At 62.0% G+C, this 16,910-nt stretch carries 6 protein-coding genes and 1 pseudogene; 2 read left to right on the forward strand and 5 right to left on the reverse strand.

Annotated elements, in window-relative coordinates; genetic code table 11:
* Positions 1 to 34 precede the first annotated feature (34 nt).
* Complete coding sequence (locus AB4851_RS14895) at positions 35 to 3,223, reverse strand: type VI secretion system Vgr family protein (RefSeq protein ID WP_414447863.1); 3,189 nt, start codon at positions 3,221 to 3,223, stop codon at positions 35 to 37.
* 328 nt (positions 3,224 to 3,551) lie between these two features.
* Complete coding sequence (locus AB4851_RS14900; protein WP_414447864.1) at positions 3,552 to 3,962, reverse strand: winged helix-turn-helix transcriptional regulator; 411 nt, start codon at positions 3,960 to 3,962, stop codon at positions 3,552 to 3,554.
* A gap of 95 nt (positions 3,963 to 4,057) precedes the next feature.
* Between AB4851_RS14900 and AB4851_RS14905 the strand changes: the two genes are divergently transcribed.
* Positions 4,058 to 4,642, forward strand: a complete 585-nt coding sequence (locus AB4851_RS14905) for a glutathione S-transferase C-terminal domain-containing protein (RefSeq protein WP_414447865.1) — start codon at positions 4,058 to 4,060, stop codon at positions 4,640 to 4,642.
* A 187-nt stretch (positions 4,643 to 4,829) separates the two neighbouring features.
* Here AB4851_RS14905 and AB4851_RS14910 read toward each other — a convergent pair.
* The 3 genes and pseudogenes from AB4851_RS14910 to AB4851_RS14920 form a co-directional block, all read right to left on the reverse strand.
* Positions 4,830 to 6,134 (reverse strand): annotated as a pseudogene (locus AB4851_RS14910) (hemagglutinin repeat-containing protein); the annotation flags it as partial.
* A gap of 188 nt (positions 6,135 to 6,322) precedes the next feature.
* Entirely contained in the window at positions 6,323 to 6,730 is a 408-nt protein-coding gene (locus AB4851_RS14915; RefSeq protein ID WP_414447866.1) for a hypothetical protein, read from the reverse strand.
* Entirely contained in the window at positions 6,730 to 15,846 is a 9,117-nt protein-coding gene (locus AB4851_RS14920) for a hemagglutinin repeat-containing protein (RefSeq protein WP_414447867.1), read from the reverse strand. The genes AB4851_RS14915 and AB4851_RS14920 overlap by 1 nt, the downstream gene beginning before the upstream one ends.
* A gap of 524 nt (positions 15,847 to 16,370) precedes the next feature.
* Between AB4851_RS14920 and AB4851_RS14925 the strand changes: the two genes are divergently transcribed.
* The gene (locus AB4851_RS14925; protein ID WP_414447868.1) at positions 16,371 to 16,865 is read left to right on the forward strand and encodes a hypothetical protein; all 495 of its coding nucleotides are present in this window, start codon (positions 16,371 to 16,373) and stop codon (positions 16,863 to 16,865) included.
* Positions 16,866 to 16,910: the final 45 nt, after the last annotated feature.

Here is a 16,910-nt window from a genome sequence, read left to right on the forward strand (position 1 = left end):
TCGCTGCGATGGTTGTACTTGTCGCTGCGATGGATCAGACCAGCCCCTTGATGGCAGGCAGCGCGCCACGCGCCGACTGCACCAGCGACCCGACCTGCTGGGCCGCGCCGGCCATCGGGCTCGCGCCGGCCGAGGGCAGCAGCTTGCTCACCATGCCCGGTGCGGCGGCGAGCGGGTTCGAGGCGATCGAGGCCAGGCTGCCCAGTTGCGAGACGTTCTTGCCGGCCGCCCCGAGCAGGCTGCTCACGCCGCCGCCCAATGCACCCGAGGCACCGGACGCCCCGGTCAGGCCGGCCACGGCCGAGCCGGCGCCGCCCAGCGCCGAGGCCATCGAGCCCGCGCTGCCGACCGCCGACAGCGCGGAGGTCGCCCCGCCCAGGCTCGCGCCCGCCGAAGCCAGCCCGGCCGCCGACGATGCGAGCGCCCCCGCGCCGCCCGCCGCCGGCAGCAGCGAGGCCAGTTGCGAACCGGCCGCGGCGCTGCCGCCCGTGGATGGCGCGAGCGGCCACGGCACGCTCTTGAAGTAATTGGCCGGCTGCGACGGGTCGCGCGGATCGGTGCCGAACTGCACCTGCGCTGCGCCGGGCGGCAGGCCGCTGACGGTGGTGCGGCCACTGGCGTCGAGCGCGCCCTTGCGCAGCAGCGAACCGTTCGCGTCGAACACCGAGAACTGACCGCCCTTGACGGCCTCGCCGTTGGCGTATTGATGCAGCAGGTTGAGCTGGCCCGGCTGGTCGGGCCGCGCGGCGGGCAGCGGGTAACCCTGGCTGGCCGGCCCCGCGAAGAGGTGCTGCGCGCCCTTGACGTCGATCTTCCCCGGCGCGTGGATCTCGATGTTGCCGCCCGACAGGCGGATATACGCGCCGCCCGAGGTCAGCAGCACTTCCTTGTCCGCCGCGATCTCGATCTTCTCGGTCGCGGAGAGCAGCTTGAGGGTTTTCTGCGCGGTCAGTTCGATGTTGTCGTCCTGCGCCTGGATCTCCACCTTGCCCTTCGCCGCGAACAGCTTCATGCCCGCGTTCTGCACGAACAGGCTCAACTTCTCGCCGACGCTCGCGATCAGCGATTTGCCGGCCGCCACGTGGGTGCTCTGCCCGCTCACCAGGTTGATGTGCTCGGTGGCGGCGGCATGGATCGATTGCTGCGACGACAAACCGATCGCGGCCGGGCTGCCGAACACCATCACCGGCTGGCGGAACGCGTTCGCGCTGCCGGTGCCGCCGCCAGCGGTGTTGCCGCCCGAGGCGGCGGCGCTCGCCACCGTGTTTTGGGTTGCGTCGGTCAGCGCGCGCATCGCGTCGTGCGCATCCTGCAGGCTTTCGGCCTGATGCTGGACGCTGGCGTCCGACATCGATTCGACGATGCTTTCCGCGTTGACGAGCTGCTGCTGCGTTTCCTTCACGTCGAGCGGCTGGGTGTTCGCCGCCTTCGGATAGGTCGTGACGTACAGGCCCTGGCTCGCGCGCACCGCGCCGTAATCGTCGGTGCGCAGGTCGAAGCCGCTGCCCAGGTAGCCGCCGCGCGAATTGCCGCTCTGATCGATCAGATAGCCCAGATGCAGCATGCTGTTCGCGCTGCTGCTCATCAGTTGCAGGCGGTTCTGGCCGGTGGCGTCGTCCATCACCATCTGGTTGTAGCCGCTGCCGCCGTATTCCTTCGAGCGATGGCCCGACAGGATGCCGTTGCTGTGCCACTGCGGCTTCACCGCGCCGTTGTAGATGCGATGCAGCGCGATCGGCCGGTCGCAATCGCCGCCGACATAACCGACGATCACTTCCTCGCCCACCCGCGGCATGTGCACGCCGCCATACCCACCGCCCGTATCCGACTGCGCCACGCGCACCCAGCAGGACGCGCCTTCGTCGCCCGGATTCAGCCGATCCCAGACGAACATCACCTTCACGCGGTTCAGTTCGTCCGTGTAGACCTCTTCGCCCTGCGGCCCGACGACGATCGCCGTCTCCAGGTGCATCTCCGGCTTCGGATGCTCGAACGGGCTGCGATACGGCACCGTGGTGCGCTGCGCCTCGACTTCGGCCAGATAGAAGCCGGCCGAGCCGTCGTCATGCGGCACCGAGGCGCCCGCGTAACCGGCCTTGGCCTGCGCCACGGCGGCCTGCAGGCTGTGCGGGAAGCTGGCTTCCTTGTCCGACAGCGGCAGGTTGTTCTCGATATAGCGCTGAACTGAGATCGCAACGAACTCTCGCTGGTTCGACGGATCGCGATCGTGCTCGGGATGCCCGTTCAGATCGAAGCGCAGGCCCGCGTCGATGCCGCGCACGCCGCCCGCCGCGAAGAACCGTTTCGCCCGCGACTCCCATTCTTCCAGGTGGACCTTCGACAGGTGCTCGCCGCGGTCCTGTTTCGAATAGGTATAGGCGCCCGTGTATTCGTAGACCTCGGCCTGCTGGGGCAGATCGCCCTGGCCCGTCATGGTCGGCAGCGTCGTGCCCTTGGGGTTGGCCGGGTCCGCCGGCGCCTTGTAGTCGAACGTGCGCGTGGTGTGCGCGGTGCTCTGCAGGGTGCGCGCGCCGCCCCATTGCGTGAACGCGTCGGTTTCGCTGCCGGTGCCGGCGCGGTAGAACGGCACCGGGTTCGGCGACGCCACGTCGAGCTGGTGGAGGTCGTCGGTCACGACCAGCGTGTGCGACTTGCCGTCCTTGGCTTGACGCCAGAAACCGAACAGCCCTTCCTCTTCCATCAGCCGATGAACGAAATTCCAGTCCGATTCGCTCTGCCGGCAGTACGAGCGCGACGGCAGCGGTTTGGACAGGGCGAACTGAAAGAAACCTTGCGCCTGGGGATGCTGATTGAATACGTCGGTAATAATCAGATCGACCGATTTATCCTGCCAGTACTTCATATCGCTTCGAAAGCGTAAAAAATACATCCACGAAGCGAAACCGAGTTGATAAACGGTAAAACTTCCATCTGCGCCAAGCCGACGCGCCGTATGAATGTAACCATTGACCGGCAGATACGATTTATCGGCCTGCTGAATCCAGAGCGTGATCGGCTGGGCGATCAGCGTTTTCAGTTCCACATCGCCGGCGGTGGAAATCAGGTCGAGCGTGACGCTGAATTCGCGGCCCAGCCGCGACGCGGCCAGCCCCCGGCGAGGCACCATGGTATTGGCCGGCAGGGCCGGGATGTCCACCTTGATCAGCCGGTCCTGCTGAATCAGCCCACCCTGGATGGCCTGAATTAAATCGCTCATGTTCATGCGTCATCCATGTTGTTGTCGGCCTGATAACGGCTTGGGTTTTTTCGGGCGCGGCTTCCCGGTGTCTGATTTCGGCGCGATTATACCGGCAATGGGGATTGGGGGGAATTGTTGGGGAATAAAAGGCGAAGGGATTAATGCGGGGATGTTTGAATATATTGCGACATGAAAAGGCGGACCACGGCGGCGGGCGGTGCGTGATGCGAGGCAAGCGCCGGTCTTACCGATGCCGGACCGTCGCGGCTTCGCCCCGAACATAGGCGCCCTTTTTCGGCCAGGCCGGCGACGCTGTCGCCGCACCGGCGATCGACGCCATTCGACGCCGAGATCAACGCGACGCCGGCTTCTTGCCAGCGCTTTTCCCGTCAGTCGTGTCGTTGTCTGCGTCGTAGCGCAGGCGATTTTCGTACAGTGTGTTCAGGTTCGCGCGTGCCCATTCGGCCAGTTCCCGCACGGGCAACGCGAGCGAGCGCCCGAATGGCGTCAGGCAATAGTCGACTTGCGGAGGCGAGGTTGCGCGCACGGTGCGCTCGACGAGGCCATCGCGCTCGAGCACCTTGAGCGTGCGCGTCAGCATCTGCTGTGAAATACCGTCGATGTGTCGGCGCAGATCGTTGAAACGGCGTGGCTGGTAGCGCAGCACGACAACCACCTGCATGCTCCATTTGTCACCGACCCGATTGAGAACTTCACTCACGTCGCGACAGCTTCTGGTGTCGGGCGGGGTAGTCATATCCATATGACCTAGCCTCAAAAATATGCGTTTTTGTGGAATGGCCGATCGTCTCATACTTCATGTCAGTCAGTCATTGCGACTCAACACGAAGGAACTCCATGATTCTCTATTACGCTCCCGGCGGCTGCAGCCAGGCTTGTCATATCGCCCTGATCGAGGCAGGTCTGCCCCATCGAATCGTCAAGACCGGACGCGACAGGCGCACGGAAGACGGGCAGGACTTCAACCTCATCAATCCCAAAGGCTATACGCCGGCGTTGGACCTGGGGGACGGGACCATCCTGACGGAAGGTCTCGTCATCCTCGCCTATATTGCCGAGACCTCGGGAAAACTTCTGGCCGCTGGCGGACTGGCACGTTGGAAGGCACTGGAAGCGACTGCGTTCATGAGTACCGAGATCCACCGTCATTTCCTGCCGTTTTTTCGCGGCGGCACCCAACAGGAAAAGGAGCAGGCTGAACAGGCCCTGCTCACGCGCTTCGACACCATCGGCACCTTGTTGGGAGACAAGCCGTTTTTGATAGGCGAGCAAATGACGATCGCCGACTGCTATCTATTTGTCATGTTGTCGTGGGCGGTCATGATGGGCGTCGCGCTGCCACGGCACCTTGCCGATCATCTCGCGCGAATGAAGGAATGGCCTTCGGTGATCAAGACGCTCGGCAAAGAAGGGCTCAGCTAACAAGCCAGCGCGGCAGCAATCGTAGCGGTGACGTTCGTAGCCGAGTCGAACACGGCAATCCAGGCGACGCCCGTGCCCATGAACCGCCATCGACTGTGCTCGGCTCAGTGACCTGACGCTCGCGCTCGATGACGAATTCGAGCTGCGCGTCGAATCCGTGTCCGTCGTGTTCTGCAGGTCAATCCGATCCACTGGCCTCTTCAAGCGCATCAGTATCCGGGTGGTTCCACTGGTTGTACAGGTTGGTATTCGACGCAGTGGCCGCGCCTGTCGTTCCACCGACTAGCCAGCCTAGCGCGCCGATGAGCAAGTTACCCGACACCTTCCCGGCCAGTGTCGAATCCGTCGCAACAGCTACTTCTTTTGCGGCTTGCGCCGTTTGGTCGGCCAGCAATGCCGCCAACCCCGCGCCCGCCGCACCTTGTGCCGCACTGCCGATGCCACCGCCGCCCAAGCCGCCGATGAGCGCACCGCCTGCAATGTGCAAGTAAAGTCGGTTGGTCCCACCCTCATTCCATGAATCCGCTTCGGCTTGATTGGCCGCTTGCGCGGTCTTATCACCCGCGATCCCGGCAGCATCGGCCGCGCGTTGCGCTTCCTTTTGCTTCGTGTCCGCATACGCTCCGATGCCTTGCGCGACCACTTGCCCCGCGGCCTGCGCCGCATTCATCACGTCGGCTTGCTTATCCAGCAGATGCTGCACGTCTGGCGTCTTCGATACTGTTCCGTTTAGATCCGACGTATCGCGATTCAGGTTCGACAGATCCTGTGTCTGTCGCGCAGAATCCGTGATATCGATCGTGCCCGCGCCGACACCGCTACGCGTCGTCGCGTCCTCATCGCCGCTGTCCGATTGCGAAATCATCGGTGTCACACCACCCGCGCCGCTGACCGATCCCGGCCCGATCGCCTTGCCGGTCACTTCGACACCCACGCCCGCACCGAACCCATTGCTGTTCGCCGCGTAGTGCGAGTGGTTTTCTATATCGCTGTAGGTCAGCGATCCCGTCGTCAACGTGTTCTTCGTTGCATCGGCTGTGCTGCCGATATATGCACCTTTCAGATCGGTGTTGCCTTTGACGGCGACGTCGAATCCACCGCTGCCGGCTTGAATCCCGGCCTGTTCGTTCACACCCGCATAGATGCCATCTGCGTGGCCGTTCTGCGTGCTGAAACTCGCGCTTCCACCCATCGTGCTGGCGCTGATACCGCCGCCCACGCTGCTTTGATGCGCCGTGCTGTACGTCGTGTCTTGCACGCTTTGCACGTTCAGGTTGCCGCCCACATTTGCGATGACGGTGCCACCGTTCACGTTCGACCCGATCACGTTGGTATCGCCACCACTAACAAGCGTCACGCTGTTCGCATCCGTCACGTGCGAATTGTTCTGCATCACGGCATCGCTGTTGCCGTCGCCATGCGCGTGAGACATCGCTGCCGACACTCCGATCCCATTCGAATCGATCGATGCACCGACGCTACCGCCCGACGATACTCCTGGGATTCAGGAGGCTGCTCCAATGGCTTACATCATATCCAGAGCATTCACCAATCCTTGATTATCACGAATCTCTTGCGCATAGGGCGTTGCCCCCGGATCAATGTTGGCGTTACCTTTCGCATCATCACCATTTCCGCTATTGATCGCCGCATTTCCCGACACATATCCCGGTGTGAGATTTATTCGAACGCCATGGAAAAAACGCATCCTGACAAGTTCATATTCGTGTATTGGGTAAGCAATCCTTCCATGATCTTAGAAGCCACATCTAAAGAACAGCCGATGTCAACTCCATCAAGATAGATAGAAAAAACACTCAATCCTCGATCATTTTCGCTCCACGATACAAATATATCGTCGCTAGATGAAATCCAAAATTGCACGTTTTTAAGGTATCCGGATTTTATTTTGTGCAGCAAATCCTCCGAGGCAGTCACAATCTGCTCACCCTCTTCAGACCAGGAAGTTATTATTCCAGTCTCTGAATTCTGAATCATCAAACCCGAAGAATTGAGGCAATTTTTAATGAAAGTAAACGCCATATCTAGGCTTTCAGGAATCGAAACGCGAAAAATGCCAGCCGTCATTATTTACTCCCGGAAAATATTTTCACGTTCTCTTCACCAAGAATCTTGGTCGCAAGGTTGATTGCCGACTGTGGAGTTCCTTCGGCAAAGTAAACCTGTGCGGACACGCCACGTTGATCAGCTATCGTTTGATAGATTCGCAGTTCCTGCCCCAACTTTCCAAGATTGTTCGCCTTGGCGGGGCCACCAACAGCAATCAGGTCGCCGTTCGGCGCAACCACATCGATGTCTGTCGATCCCATGCCCGAAATTGCGACCTTTTCGCCTGAAGTTGAACCATTGACGATGTTAGCAACTCGTTCCTCGCGCTCTTTTCCGGTCAGTCGTGCCGCGTCACCAGACGATTTAGATGTACTTTGTTGAACACCTTCATCACCGCCGTTGTTGAGTATCGCATTCCCCGGCACATACCCCGCAACACCCGGCTTAACGACTTGCCCGCCCGCCGCCTCTCCGACCAGCACCGCCCCCGGACTCGCCGTCGGCGGTTTTCCACCACCAACGCCAACAACCGCATTCAACCCATTGGCGATCCCCTGCAAGACCAGATCAAGCGCCGTCGTTTTCTTCCGGGACGGACCTTGCCCACTGGCCGCTTCAAGCGCATCAGTATCCGTGTGGTTCCACTGGTTGTACAGGTTGGCATTCGAAGCCGTGGCAGCGCCTGCCGTTCCACCAATCAGCCAGCCCAGCGCACCGATGAGCAAGTTGCCCGACACCTTCCCGGCCAGTGTCGAATCCGTCGCAACAGCAACTTCTTTTGCTGCTTGCGCCGTCTGATCGGCCAGCAATGCCGCCAATCCTGCTCCAGCCGCCCCCTGCGCCGCACTGCCGATGCCACCTCCGCCCAAGCCACCAATGAGCGCACCGCCTGCAATGTGCAAGTAGAGTCGGTTGGCCCCACCTTCATTCCATGAATCCGCTTCGGCTTGATTGGCCGCTTGCGCCGTCTTATCACCCGCGATCCCGGCAGCCTCGGCCGCGCGTTGCGCTTCCTTTTGCTTCGTATCCGCATAAGCCCCAATGCCTTGGGCGACCACTTGCCCCGCAGTCTGCGCCGCATTCATCACATCGGCTTGCTTATCCAGCAGATGCTGCACGTCTGGCGTCTTCGATACCGTTCCGTTTAGATCCGACGTATCGCGATTCAGGTTCGCCAGATCCTGTGTCTGGCCCGCAGAATCCGTGATATCGATCGCGCCCGCGCTGACACCGCTACGCGTCGTCGCGTCTTCATCGCCGCTGTCCGATTGCGAAATCATCGGTGTCACACCGCCCGCGCCGCCGACCGACCCCGGCCCGATCGCTTTGCCGGTACTGCTCACTCCCACGCCCGCTCCGAACCCGTTGCTGTTCGCCGCGTAATGCGAGTGATTTTCGACGTCGCTGTAGGTCAACGATCCCGTCGTCAACGTGTTCTTCGCTGCATCGGCCGTGCTGCCGATATATGCACCTTTCAGATCGGTGTTGCCTTTGATCGTGACATCGAATCCACCGCTGCCCGCTTGAATCCCAGCCTGCTCATTCACGCCCGCATAGTTGCCACCCGCATGGCCGTTCTGCGCACTGAAACTCGCGCTTCCGCCCATCGTGCTGACGCTGATACCGCCGCCCACGCTGCTTTGATGCGCCGCGCTGTACGTTGTGTCCTGCACGCTTTGCACGTTCAGATTGCCGCCCACATTTGCAGTGACTGTGCCGCCGTTCACATTCGAGCCGATCACGTTCGTATCGCCACCGCTAACAAGCGTCACGCCGTTCGCACCCGCTACATGCGAATTGTTCTGCATCACGGCATCGCTGTTGCCATCGCCATGCGCACGCGACATCGCTGCCGACACCCCGATCCCATTCGAACCGATCGACACGCCGACGCTCGCGCTCGATGACGAGTTCGAACTGCGCGTCGAATCGGTATCCGTCGTGTTTTTCAGGTCAATCCGATTTTTCGCGGCCAACAATACATCGCGACCCGATACGTTCGAGCCGGCTACCGTGAGATTGCCGCTACCTGGCGTGTTGTTGCCAGTCGCAATCAGCGACGTGGCGCCGCCGGACGAAACACTCGATCCGCGCTGCGTCGTCTGGTTCTCCGACGTATCGAGCCGGCTATGGCTCGATCCAATGCTGACTTGAACACCGATGCTCGGTGCTCCCTTACCCGCGAGCGCGCCCCCCGTAACGCCCGCGACACCGATCGCCACATCGCCGGCCGCCGCGATCGCGTGCAGGGCCGTTGCACGGCTATCACCAGCACCGCTCCTGGCCGCCTGCGCCTGCTGATACGCACCATTGATCGCATCGCCGATGCTCCCCGACAGGCCGAGCGTGACGCCGCTGCTGCTGGTGGTTTCTCGATGCGTCGTGTTGTAGGTATCTGTTGCCGAATCGATCACGACGTTGGCGGCGCTGCCGGTCAGATTCTTTCCGGCGACCAAATCGCTACCGGTCACGTGCAGGGTGTCGCCCGCCCGGATGGTCAGGTTGCCGTCGAGCGACCCGACTGTGCTCGCATTGTTCGTAACGGACGAGGCATGATCGGTATCGCTTTTCTTCTGCGTGCCGATGCTCACGGTCAGGCCGCTGGTGCCGAGGCCCGAATGCGTTTCGTGGTAACTGTTGTCCTGCTCGACCGTATCCGTGGACGTCGTGATCGTGACGTTGTTCGCTGCCGCGAGATTCACATTGTTCGTGCCGACAACCGTGCTGCCTTGCACGGCCAGATCGTGGCCCGATTGAATATTGACGGTGCTGCCCGACACCGTGCTGCCGACACCGACGTTCGCCTGCGTGCTGTGCATCGAATCGGTCTTCGTACTGCTGACGAAACTGCCACGAGCGACCTTTACCGACTGATACGCATCGTGTTCCTCGCGGGCTTCGTCGATGATGACGTTGCCGGTTGCAACGATGTTCGCCGCACCGGCGCCGTTGTCGACACCGTTCGTCATGCCGGCTGTGACGGACGAACCCGTGAGCGTCACGTTGCCCTTCGACGCATCAGCGCTGGCGGCAGCCAGATTCACGTTGCCGCCCGCCGTGAACTGCGTACCCACGGTGTGTTCGTCGTAATGGTGATCGACTTCCTTTCGCGTCTTGCTGTCCGCCGCGACGTTATCGAGCTTGGCGGTATCGGTCACCGTCGTCGCCGTCAGGTTGCCGCCTGCGAGCACCGACACATTCTTGCCGGCCGAAACAGTCGTGCCCTTGAGCGTCGTACCGTTGCCGCTTTGCATTCCCAAACTGCCGCCGGCGGTGATGCCGCTCGTCACGTTCGTCGTCTTCGATTCTTCCCAATGATGCCGATCGTTCAGATGCATCGATTGGTTCGTCGTGGACTGAACTGTATCGACGTTGATATCGCGCCCCGCTGTGACAAGTGCGTCACCGCCTGCCGACAGATTCGCACCGTGAAGCGTGAGATCACGCCCAGCCTGAACCGACAGGTCGCCCGTCGCCGCGATCGTGCCTTGCTGGCCGATCACGCTCGTATTGACCTTGCTTGCGCCAGACGCACCGATCGCACCCACCGCATCAACCAGTGTCGTGTTGACGATATCGCGGCCCGCGCTGACGGCAACGCGATTGCCGGTGATCATCCCCGACGCGTTCACAACGTCATTGCTGGCCGATACGACCGTCGTGCCGTTCTTGGGATCGCTCGAAATCGTGCCGCCGCGATTCAGAATGTCGGTCGCGGTGAGTACCGTCTTCGTGCCGCCCTTGATCACGCCCGAATTGGTCGTACTGCCAACCGTATGAATCTCGATATCGTCGGCTGCGATCAACGCACCGGTCGGTTGAAGATCGTTGGCATGCGTTTTCGCCATGTACACAACCGGGGCCAACACATGCGTCGTGCTGCCATCAGGCAGCGTGACGGTCTGATTGACGAGCCAGACGATATCGCTCGTCAGCGCATCCATCTGCGCGGCGGTCAGCGCCACGCCGGGCACCAAGCTGAATGACTTCGCGTAGTTCGCGCCGTTCGTCATCAGCGCCCGATATTCGTCTTCGGCGCTCGCGTAACCGGGCAGGAAGGTGCGCCCGGTGAGCTGGGTGATCTGATCGCGCACCATCCGCTGTTCATATATCCCGTCGCCCAGGCGCTTTTCGATGCTCGCGGGGTTCAGGTTCAACTGGCCGAGCAGGTAGTCGCTCGAAATGAATGTCGTATAGCTCGTCAACCTCGAATCGGTGACGATCAGATACGGTTGTTCCGGCGCGGGATGAATCGAAACCATGCCGCTGGTCGGCAATGTGATCGACAGCGAACCGGTTGCGCTCGCAACCGATTGCAGTGCGGGAACCGTCGTCGCGCCGCTTGCCGCGCCAACCTTGGACGGTTGATTTCCCGAAATACCTTGGTTATCCGAATTGTTGCCAAGCGTGCCGCCTGTCGCCCCGGTTGACGAATCTTGCGCGGCAACGTTCTGGTTATTGACGTCCTGCGCGTCGATCTTCACCGACTGATTCGCGATGATCGTGCCACCGGTTCCACCGATTGCGACGGGCGTATGCACAACCGTCGGCTCGACGATCGTGCCGCGATCGCGCGTCGTGTCCTCGTTCCATGCGTACATCGAGACGATGTCGTCGGTCTGATATTGATACAGCGTCCGCCCGACGTTGTTCACAACGGTGTCGCCATAACTGCCACCGATCCGAATCGCTTGACCCGCCGCAATCGCGCTGTAGTCGTTATTGATCGTGCCGACGTTCGCCATCGTGATGCTGCCGCCCGCGACGAGCTGGGCCTGCTGCGCCTGGCTCGTTACCTTGTCCTGCCGAGTGGTGGACGTGGTATCGCGCCAGATTTCAACGCGCTGATAGCCGTGATGGCCATCGCTGCGCGTGGTGTATTCCGTGTCGGGGGCGTAGTTGACGTGCGGGTCATATGCGTCCCAATAGTTGACCGAAACCGACCCGTCCGCGTTTTTCGTCAGCGTGTTGTAGTAAATCGTCTGCGGCTTGCCGTCGACGTCGACGACCAGCACCTTGTCGGTCGCATTTGGGCCGGCCGATTCCGATATGACCTGCGACGCGAGATAGTTCGAAGTGAGCGGCGTCTTGTAGCCATTCACCCACATCGCCTGCGAGCAGCCGCCGTTCGGGGCCGCGTTCATCGTGGCGCACACGATGTATTTCTGGCGCTTGGTCTGGTGCGAGGTGGTCGTTGCGGTGGTTTCGGTCGCAACCGTCGGCGCAGGGCGGCTGTTGGTGAACGTGTCGGCCGCGAGTTCGATATTGCCTTGCGCTTCGATCGTGGATTGATCGTTCAGCACGTTCTGCGTGCGGTTCGCGAACAAACCGTTCGCGTCGCGCTGGTCGTTGGCGGCGATATGGATATCGCCGAGGCTGAACAGATTCGCGCCGCCCGTATTCGACAACTGGTTCGTTGCGTGCAGGCTCAATTGATTCACGGCGGCGAAAACGGCGACGGCGCCCGTGTTCGTGATGGTTGCCGCGTTCGCCGTCACGTTGGCGCCGATCACGGTGCCGGTGTTGTTCAGCGTTGCGCTATGGGTCGTGACCGAATCGCCTTCGATGCGGCCGGCGTTATCGATCGTGCCGCCGTGCGCGTTGATGGTGGTGTTCGCGGAATTCAAATCCGCGCCGCGCTGGTTGTCGACGTTCGCCGCGTTCACCGTGAGTGCGCCGTTGGCATCCATCACGCCTTGGTTCGTCAGCGCGCCCGACGTGGTGAAATTCAGGTCGCCGTTGGCGTGCAACTGATTGGTTGCCGTCTGCGTGTAGTCGTTCGCGAGCGTAATCGAACCGTCGCGGCCTGCGACGAGGGAACCATCGCCCAGCAACGTATCGCTGTTCAGCGTCAAGTCTTGATCGCTACCGATCGCGCCGCCCTGATTCGACAGCGCTCTGGCCTGGATCGATACGCTGCCGCCACTGCCGGCGTCGTTGCCGATCCTCCCGGACGTGTTTTCGATCGATGCCGCCGTCAACGACAGTGCGCCGTTGGCCCGCATCGATCCGTCTCGGTTCGACAGCGCTGCGTTTGCGCCGTTGAACGTCAGATTGTTCGCAGCCGACAGCACACCGCCGGCATTGTTCGCATTGCTTGCGATATTCAACGTCAGATCGTGGCCGGCCAGCGTCTGACCGCCATGCGCATTCGTGAGCGTTTGCGCGGTGAGCGTCACATCGCCATTGCCGCCGATCGTGCCGGCACCGGCCTTGCCGGATGCATGGGTGTTGGTGATCGCGGCGGCGCCGTCGATCGTTGTTGCGCCAGTGCCGATATTGGCAATCCGCCCATCGCTGTTATCCAGGCTCGCGCCGGACAATTCAAGCGTGGCCGTCGAACCATTCGCCTCGATTTGCCCGCCGTTGTTGAGCATGGCGCCGAGCGCCGCAAGCTTGAGCTTGTCGTTCGCTTGAATCAGGCCGGCCGCATTGGCGAGCCGGCCGTTCGATTGCACGGACAGCGATCGAGCCGCCAGTAACGAGCCGTTCGTGTTATCGACCGTGCCGCTCGACACCGATACGTCGCCGTTGCCGCCGATCGTGCCGCCTGCGGTGTTGGTCAAGGCATTCGCAGTCGTCACGGACAGCGCATCCGTGCCGAGCGCCTTGACGGCACCGCCGTCGTTCGACAGGCTGTCGGCCGCGATCGTCAAGGCATGATTCGATTCGATCGCACCGCTTGTGTTGTCGATCGCGCCTTGAGATTGGATCGTGACGCGATCGGCGCCGATGTAACCACCCGCGCTGTTATCGAGCGACCGAACGCCGAGCGTGGCCTGCCGTTGCGCGGAGAGTGCACCGGCTTGATTCGACACGGCGGAGGCGGTCAGCGCCAGCGCGCCGTTGGTCGCAATTGACCCGCCTTGGTTCGACAACGCGCCGGTGCCGATGGTCAACGTGCCGCTGCCGGCGTGCAGGATCTTGCCGTGGTCGTTGATCAGCGTGGCCGGCGTGAGGCTCAGTTCGGCGCTGTTGGTCTGTACCGTGCCCGAACGATTGTCGAGCGTGCCGGACACGGCGATGTCGGCCGGGTTCGTGCCGGTTTGCGTGATCGTGCCCGAGTGGTTCGCGAGGTCGGTTGCCGACAGCGACAACCGGCTGCCTTGAATGGAACCAGCACGGTTGTCCAGATGGGTCGCGTGAACCTGTGCCAATGCGCCGGCAGCGATGCTGCCGGATACGTTGGCCAGGTGCGAACCGGCATCGATCGATGCGTTCCGACCAGCCGTCAGTGACCCACTACCGTTGTCGATGGACTGCGCGCCGACGTTCAAATCGTCAGCAGCGCTGATCGATCCTTGGTTGGCGAGGGTGCCGGCTTGCACCGTGACGTCGCCATCACTGCCGATCACACCGCCTTGCGCGCCGTTCGCGGTCGAGCCCGCTGCGTTCGTCAGCAGGCCGCTGGCCGTGATGGACAGGCCGTCACCGTTCAGAGATGTGACGCGCCCGGCTGTGTTCTGCAGTGAAGCACCGGCTACCTTCATGTGGCCGGCGCTCTGGATGATGCCTTGCCGATTGTCGATCGCGCCGCCAGCCACGTCGGTGGTGTTCTGCGACACCATCGTGCCGCCCCGATTCGACATCGCGCCGGACGTGCGAACCGACAGCGGCCCTTGTGCCGACACCGTGCCGCCCTGGTTCGACAGGGTGCCTGCCGTCAACGCTGCGCCGCCCTGGCTCGACAACTTGCCGTGGTCGTTGAGCAGCGCGCCCGATGCGGTGGCGGTGAGTGAATGTCCGGCGCTCGTCGTTGCGTTCGACACATTGAGATCGCCTGCCTGGGCGTTTATCTCCAGGCCGCCATGAGCCACGGTCTGGCTGCCGGCAAGATCAACGCTGCCGCCCGCGAGCGTTGCATTGCCTCCCGCGAGATTTCGTCCAGTGGCATTCAACCGGCCCGTCGTGGCGATGTGCAGATTGCCGCTTTGCGTGACTGCGCCCTCGCTGTTCACCCCTGCGCCGATCGCGCCGGTCGATGCCAACGATCCCGCCTTGATGTCGAGGTCCTGTTGCGCGGCGAGCGTGCCGCTGTTCGCGACGGTATCGGCGGCGAGGTTCGCATTTTGTTGCGCGTACATCGTTCCGGTGTTCTGAATATCACTCGCGTTCGCGCTGAGGTTGCCGCTGGCGGTGGTTTCCCCTGTCAGAACGAGCCGGCCGTCCGACAGCAGCGTGAGGTCGCCCGCTTCGGCGGCAATCGTCCCGGCGCTTGCCACGCCGACACCGTTCGCGTTGCCGACCAGGAAAATGCGGTTCGCATACATGCCACCCAACAGCGCCACGTCGATCGCCACGCCTGACGTGGCATCGTCGGCGTGAGTCGGGGCCGCAGCAAGCGTGGCGTGATCGACGTGATTCGCGCCCGCGATCACGTTCAGTTTTTTTGCGTAGATCGCAGCATTCAACTTGACGGCACGGGCAATGAGGTCGACCTGATCGATGTTCGCGACATTCAGCCCGGCGCCCGCCACCGTGACGAGGCCGCGATTCACGTTGAATCCGGCCACGGAGCCATCCGCGCCGTATTGCGGCACGCCGGTTGTCAAAACAGCGCGTGAGGTATTGATGAACCCGCCGCCATCGATCTGCAAACCGGCAGGATTCGACAGGATGAGTTCGGCTTTGCGGCCAGCGATCTCGACGAATCCCCGAATCGAGGACGGGTTGTTGCTGTTGACCTGATTGACGATGATCCGAGCGGCATCGTTCGGCCCGAAATTCGGATTGCCGTTGATCATGCCGGCTTGCTGCGTGTTGACGATCGTCGGCGAGTTATTGAGGATTGCGCCGGGTTTTTGTACGTCGAACTGGTGATAGGTATTGACGGAGACGCCCGCGCCGCCGGGCTTGTTGATGTTGACCTGGGGTAGGCCGTTTTGCGTGGGGATGACCGATGGGGCGTGCGCGCCGCCGCCGACGATCTGCGCGTTCGACCACGTGGGCATCGCACCGGCCACGATCAGCACGGCGAACGTCACTTGACGCAACGCGAAGCGAGCAAAGGCCGGCGACACTCGCCGCGTGCCTTCGCCTCGGCCGGCGCCACCCGACGCACTGGCGGTCTCCTCGACGGCAATCAACATGCCGCGTACACGGCTGAATATCAGGCGATGGTTATTTTTATTCATGCTTCCGATCGACTCGCACATCGCCGGTGGGAGCCACGCGGCGCTCAATGGGGATTGAGCGATACGCTATGGATCGGCGGATCGAGGGTCAATCAGACAAACCCGATATACGGATAGCCATAAGGCGCGGTTTACCATGGCGCGCGGGTTCTTGAGGTAAAACCCGTCGCGTTATGCGACGGTTCGAAGCGGGTGAGGTGCTTTCCTCTGTCTTGCGATTGCGACTGCGACGCGAAATCGCCGCCGCTTTCGGCCGGGTCGGCGACCCTGTCGCGGTACCGGTAATCGACACCATCCTCGCGCCGCAAGCCCGTCCGGTACCCGGACGCGCATGACCGATGCGCCGCCGCCCTCTCCGATTCATCGATTCCGCCGCATCTCGCCAGCAGGCGCCACACGCTTCCCCGCCGCCGGCCGATTCTTCATCGTTTCGTTCGCGCCAGCCTCCCACGTCATTCATACACTGGGCTTCGTATCAACGTCTCGCTTGCTCACTCACGACGATCCGACCAGGAGAACCGCCCATGCCCACGCCGAAAAATTTCTCGCCAATCACCGCCAACGGCGAGACCTATACCCTCGATCCCGCAAGACCGAACCACGTGATCCTTTATCGATTCGGCAATGCCGCCGTCCCACGCGACTGGCTGTCGCGCATGCGCCAGGCGCATCCCGGTGGTTTTCCGATGCTGTCGCCACCCGCCCTGAACGAATGGGCGCTCAAGCAGACTTCGTACGGCTCCCAGGCCGAAGGCATCGAGGGCAACCCGTTCGTTTCGGTCGCCACCAGCTATCAGGCGCTTTACGACCACGGCGAAGGCTGGGTTCAGAAGATTATCCAGAACACGCCGAATCTGGTCAGCTTTTCGGCACCCTTCAATATGGTGTTTCGCCCCTCGCCAACGAAGCTGATCTCCAAAAGCGAAACCGAGTGGCTCTACTACGACGGCGTCACGCCCATGCTCAGTTGCGACGACGTCACGACCATCGCCAACCCGCTCGCCGCGCCGGCGCCTTGATCGGCGCATGCCGCGCCGCCCGGCGGGCGGCTGATTTCGGCCGCC

It is taken from the genome of Burkholderia sp. 22PA0099 (genome assembly GCF_047497165.1).
In the GTDB taxonomy this organism is placed as follows: domain Bacteria; phylum Pseudomonadota; class Gammaproteobacteria; order Burkholderiales; family Burkholderiaceae; genus Burkholderia.

Bases quoted from the DNA above. Each gene is read 5' to 3' on its own strand.
- AB4851_RS14895 (WP_414447863.1), bottom strand. From the start codon at position 3,223: ATGAACATGAGCGATTTAATTCAGGCCATCCAGGGTGGGCTGATTCAG.
- AB4851_RS14900 (WP_414447864.1), bottom strand. From the start codon at position 3,962: ATGGATATGACTACCCCGCCCGACACCAGAAGCTGTCGCGACGTGAGT.
- AB4851_RS14905 (WP_414447865.1), top strand. From the start codon at position 4,058: ATGATTCTCTATTACGCTCCCGGCGGCTGCAGCCAGGCTTGTCATATC.
- AB4851_RS14915 (WP_414447866.1), bottom strand. From the start codon at position 6,730: ATGACGGCTGGCATTTTTCGCGTTTCGATTCCTGAAAGCCTAGATATG.
- AB4851_RS14920 (WP_414447867.1), bottom strand. From the start codon at position 15,846: ATGAATAAAAATAACCATCGCCTGATATTCAGCCGTGTACGCGGCATG.
- AB4851_RS14925 (WP_414447868.1), top strand. From the start codon at position 16,371: ATGCCCACGCCGAAAAATTTCTCGCCAATCACCGCCAACGGCGAGACC.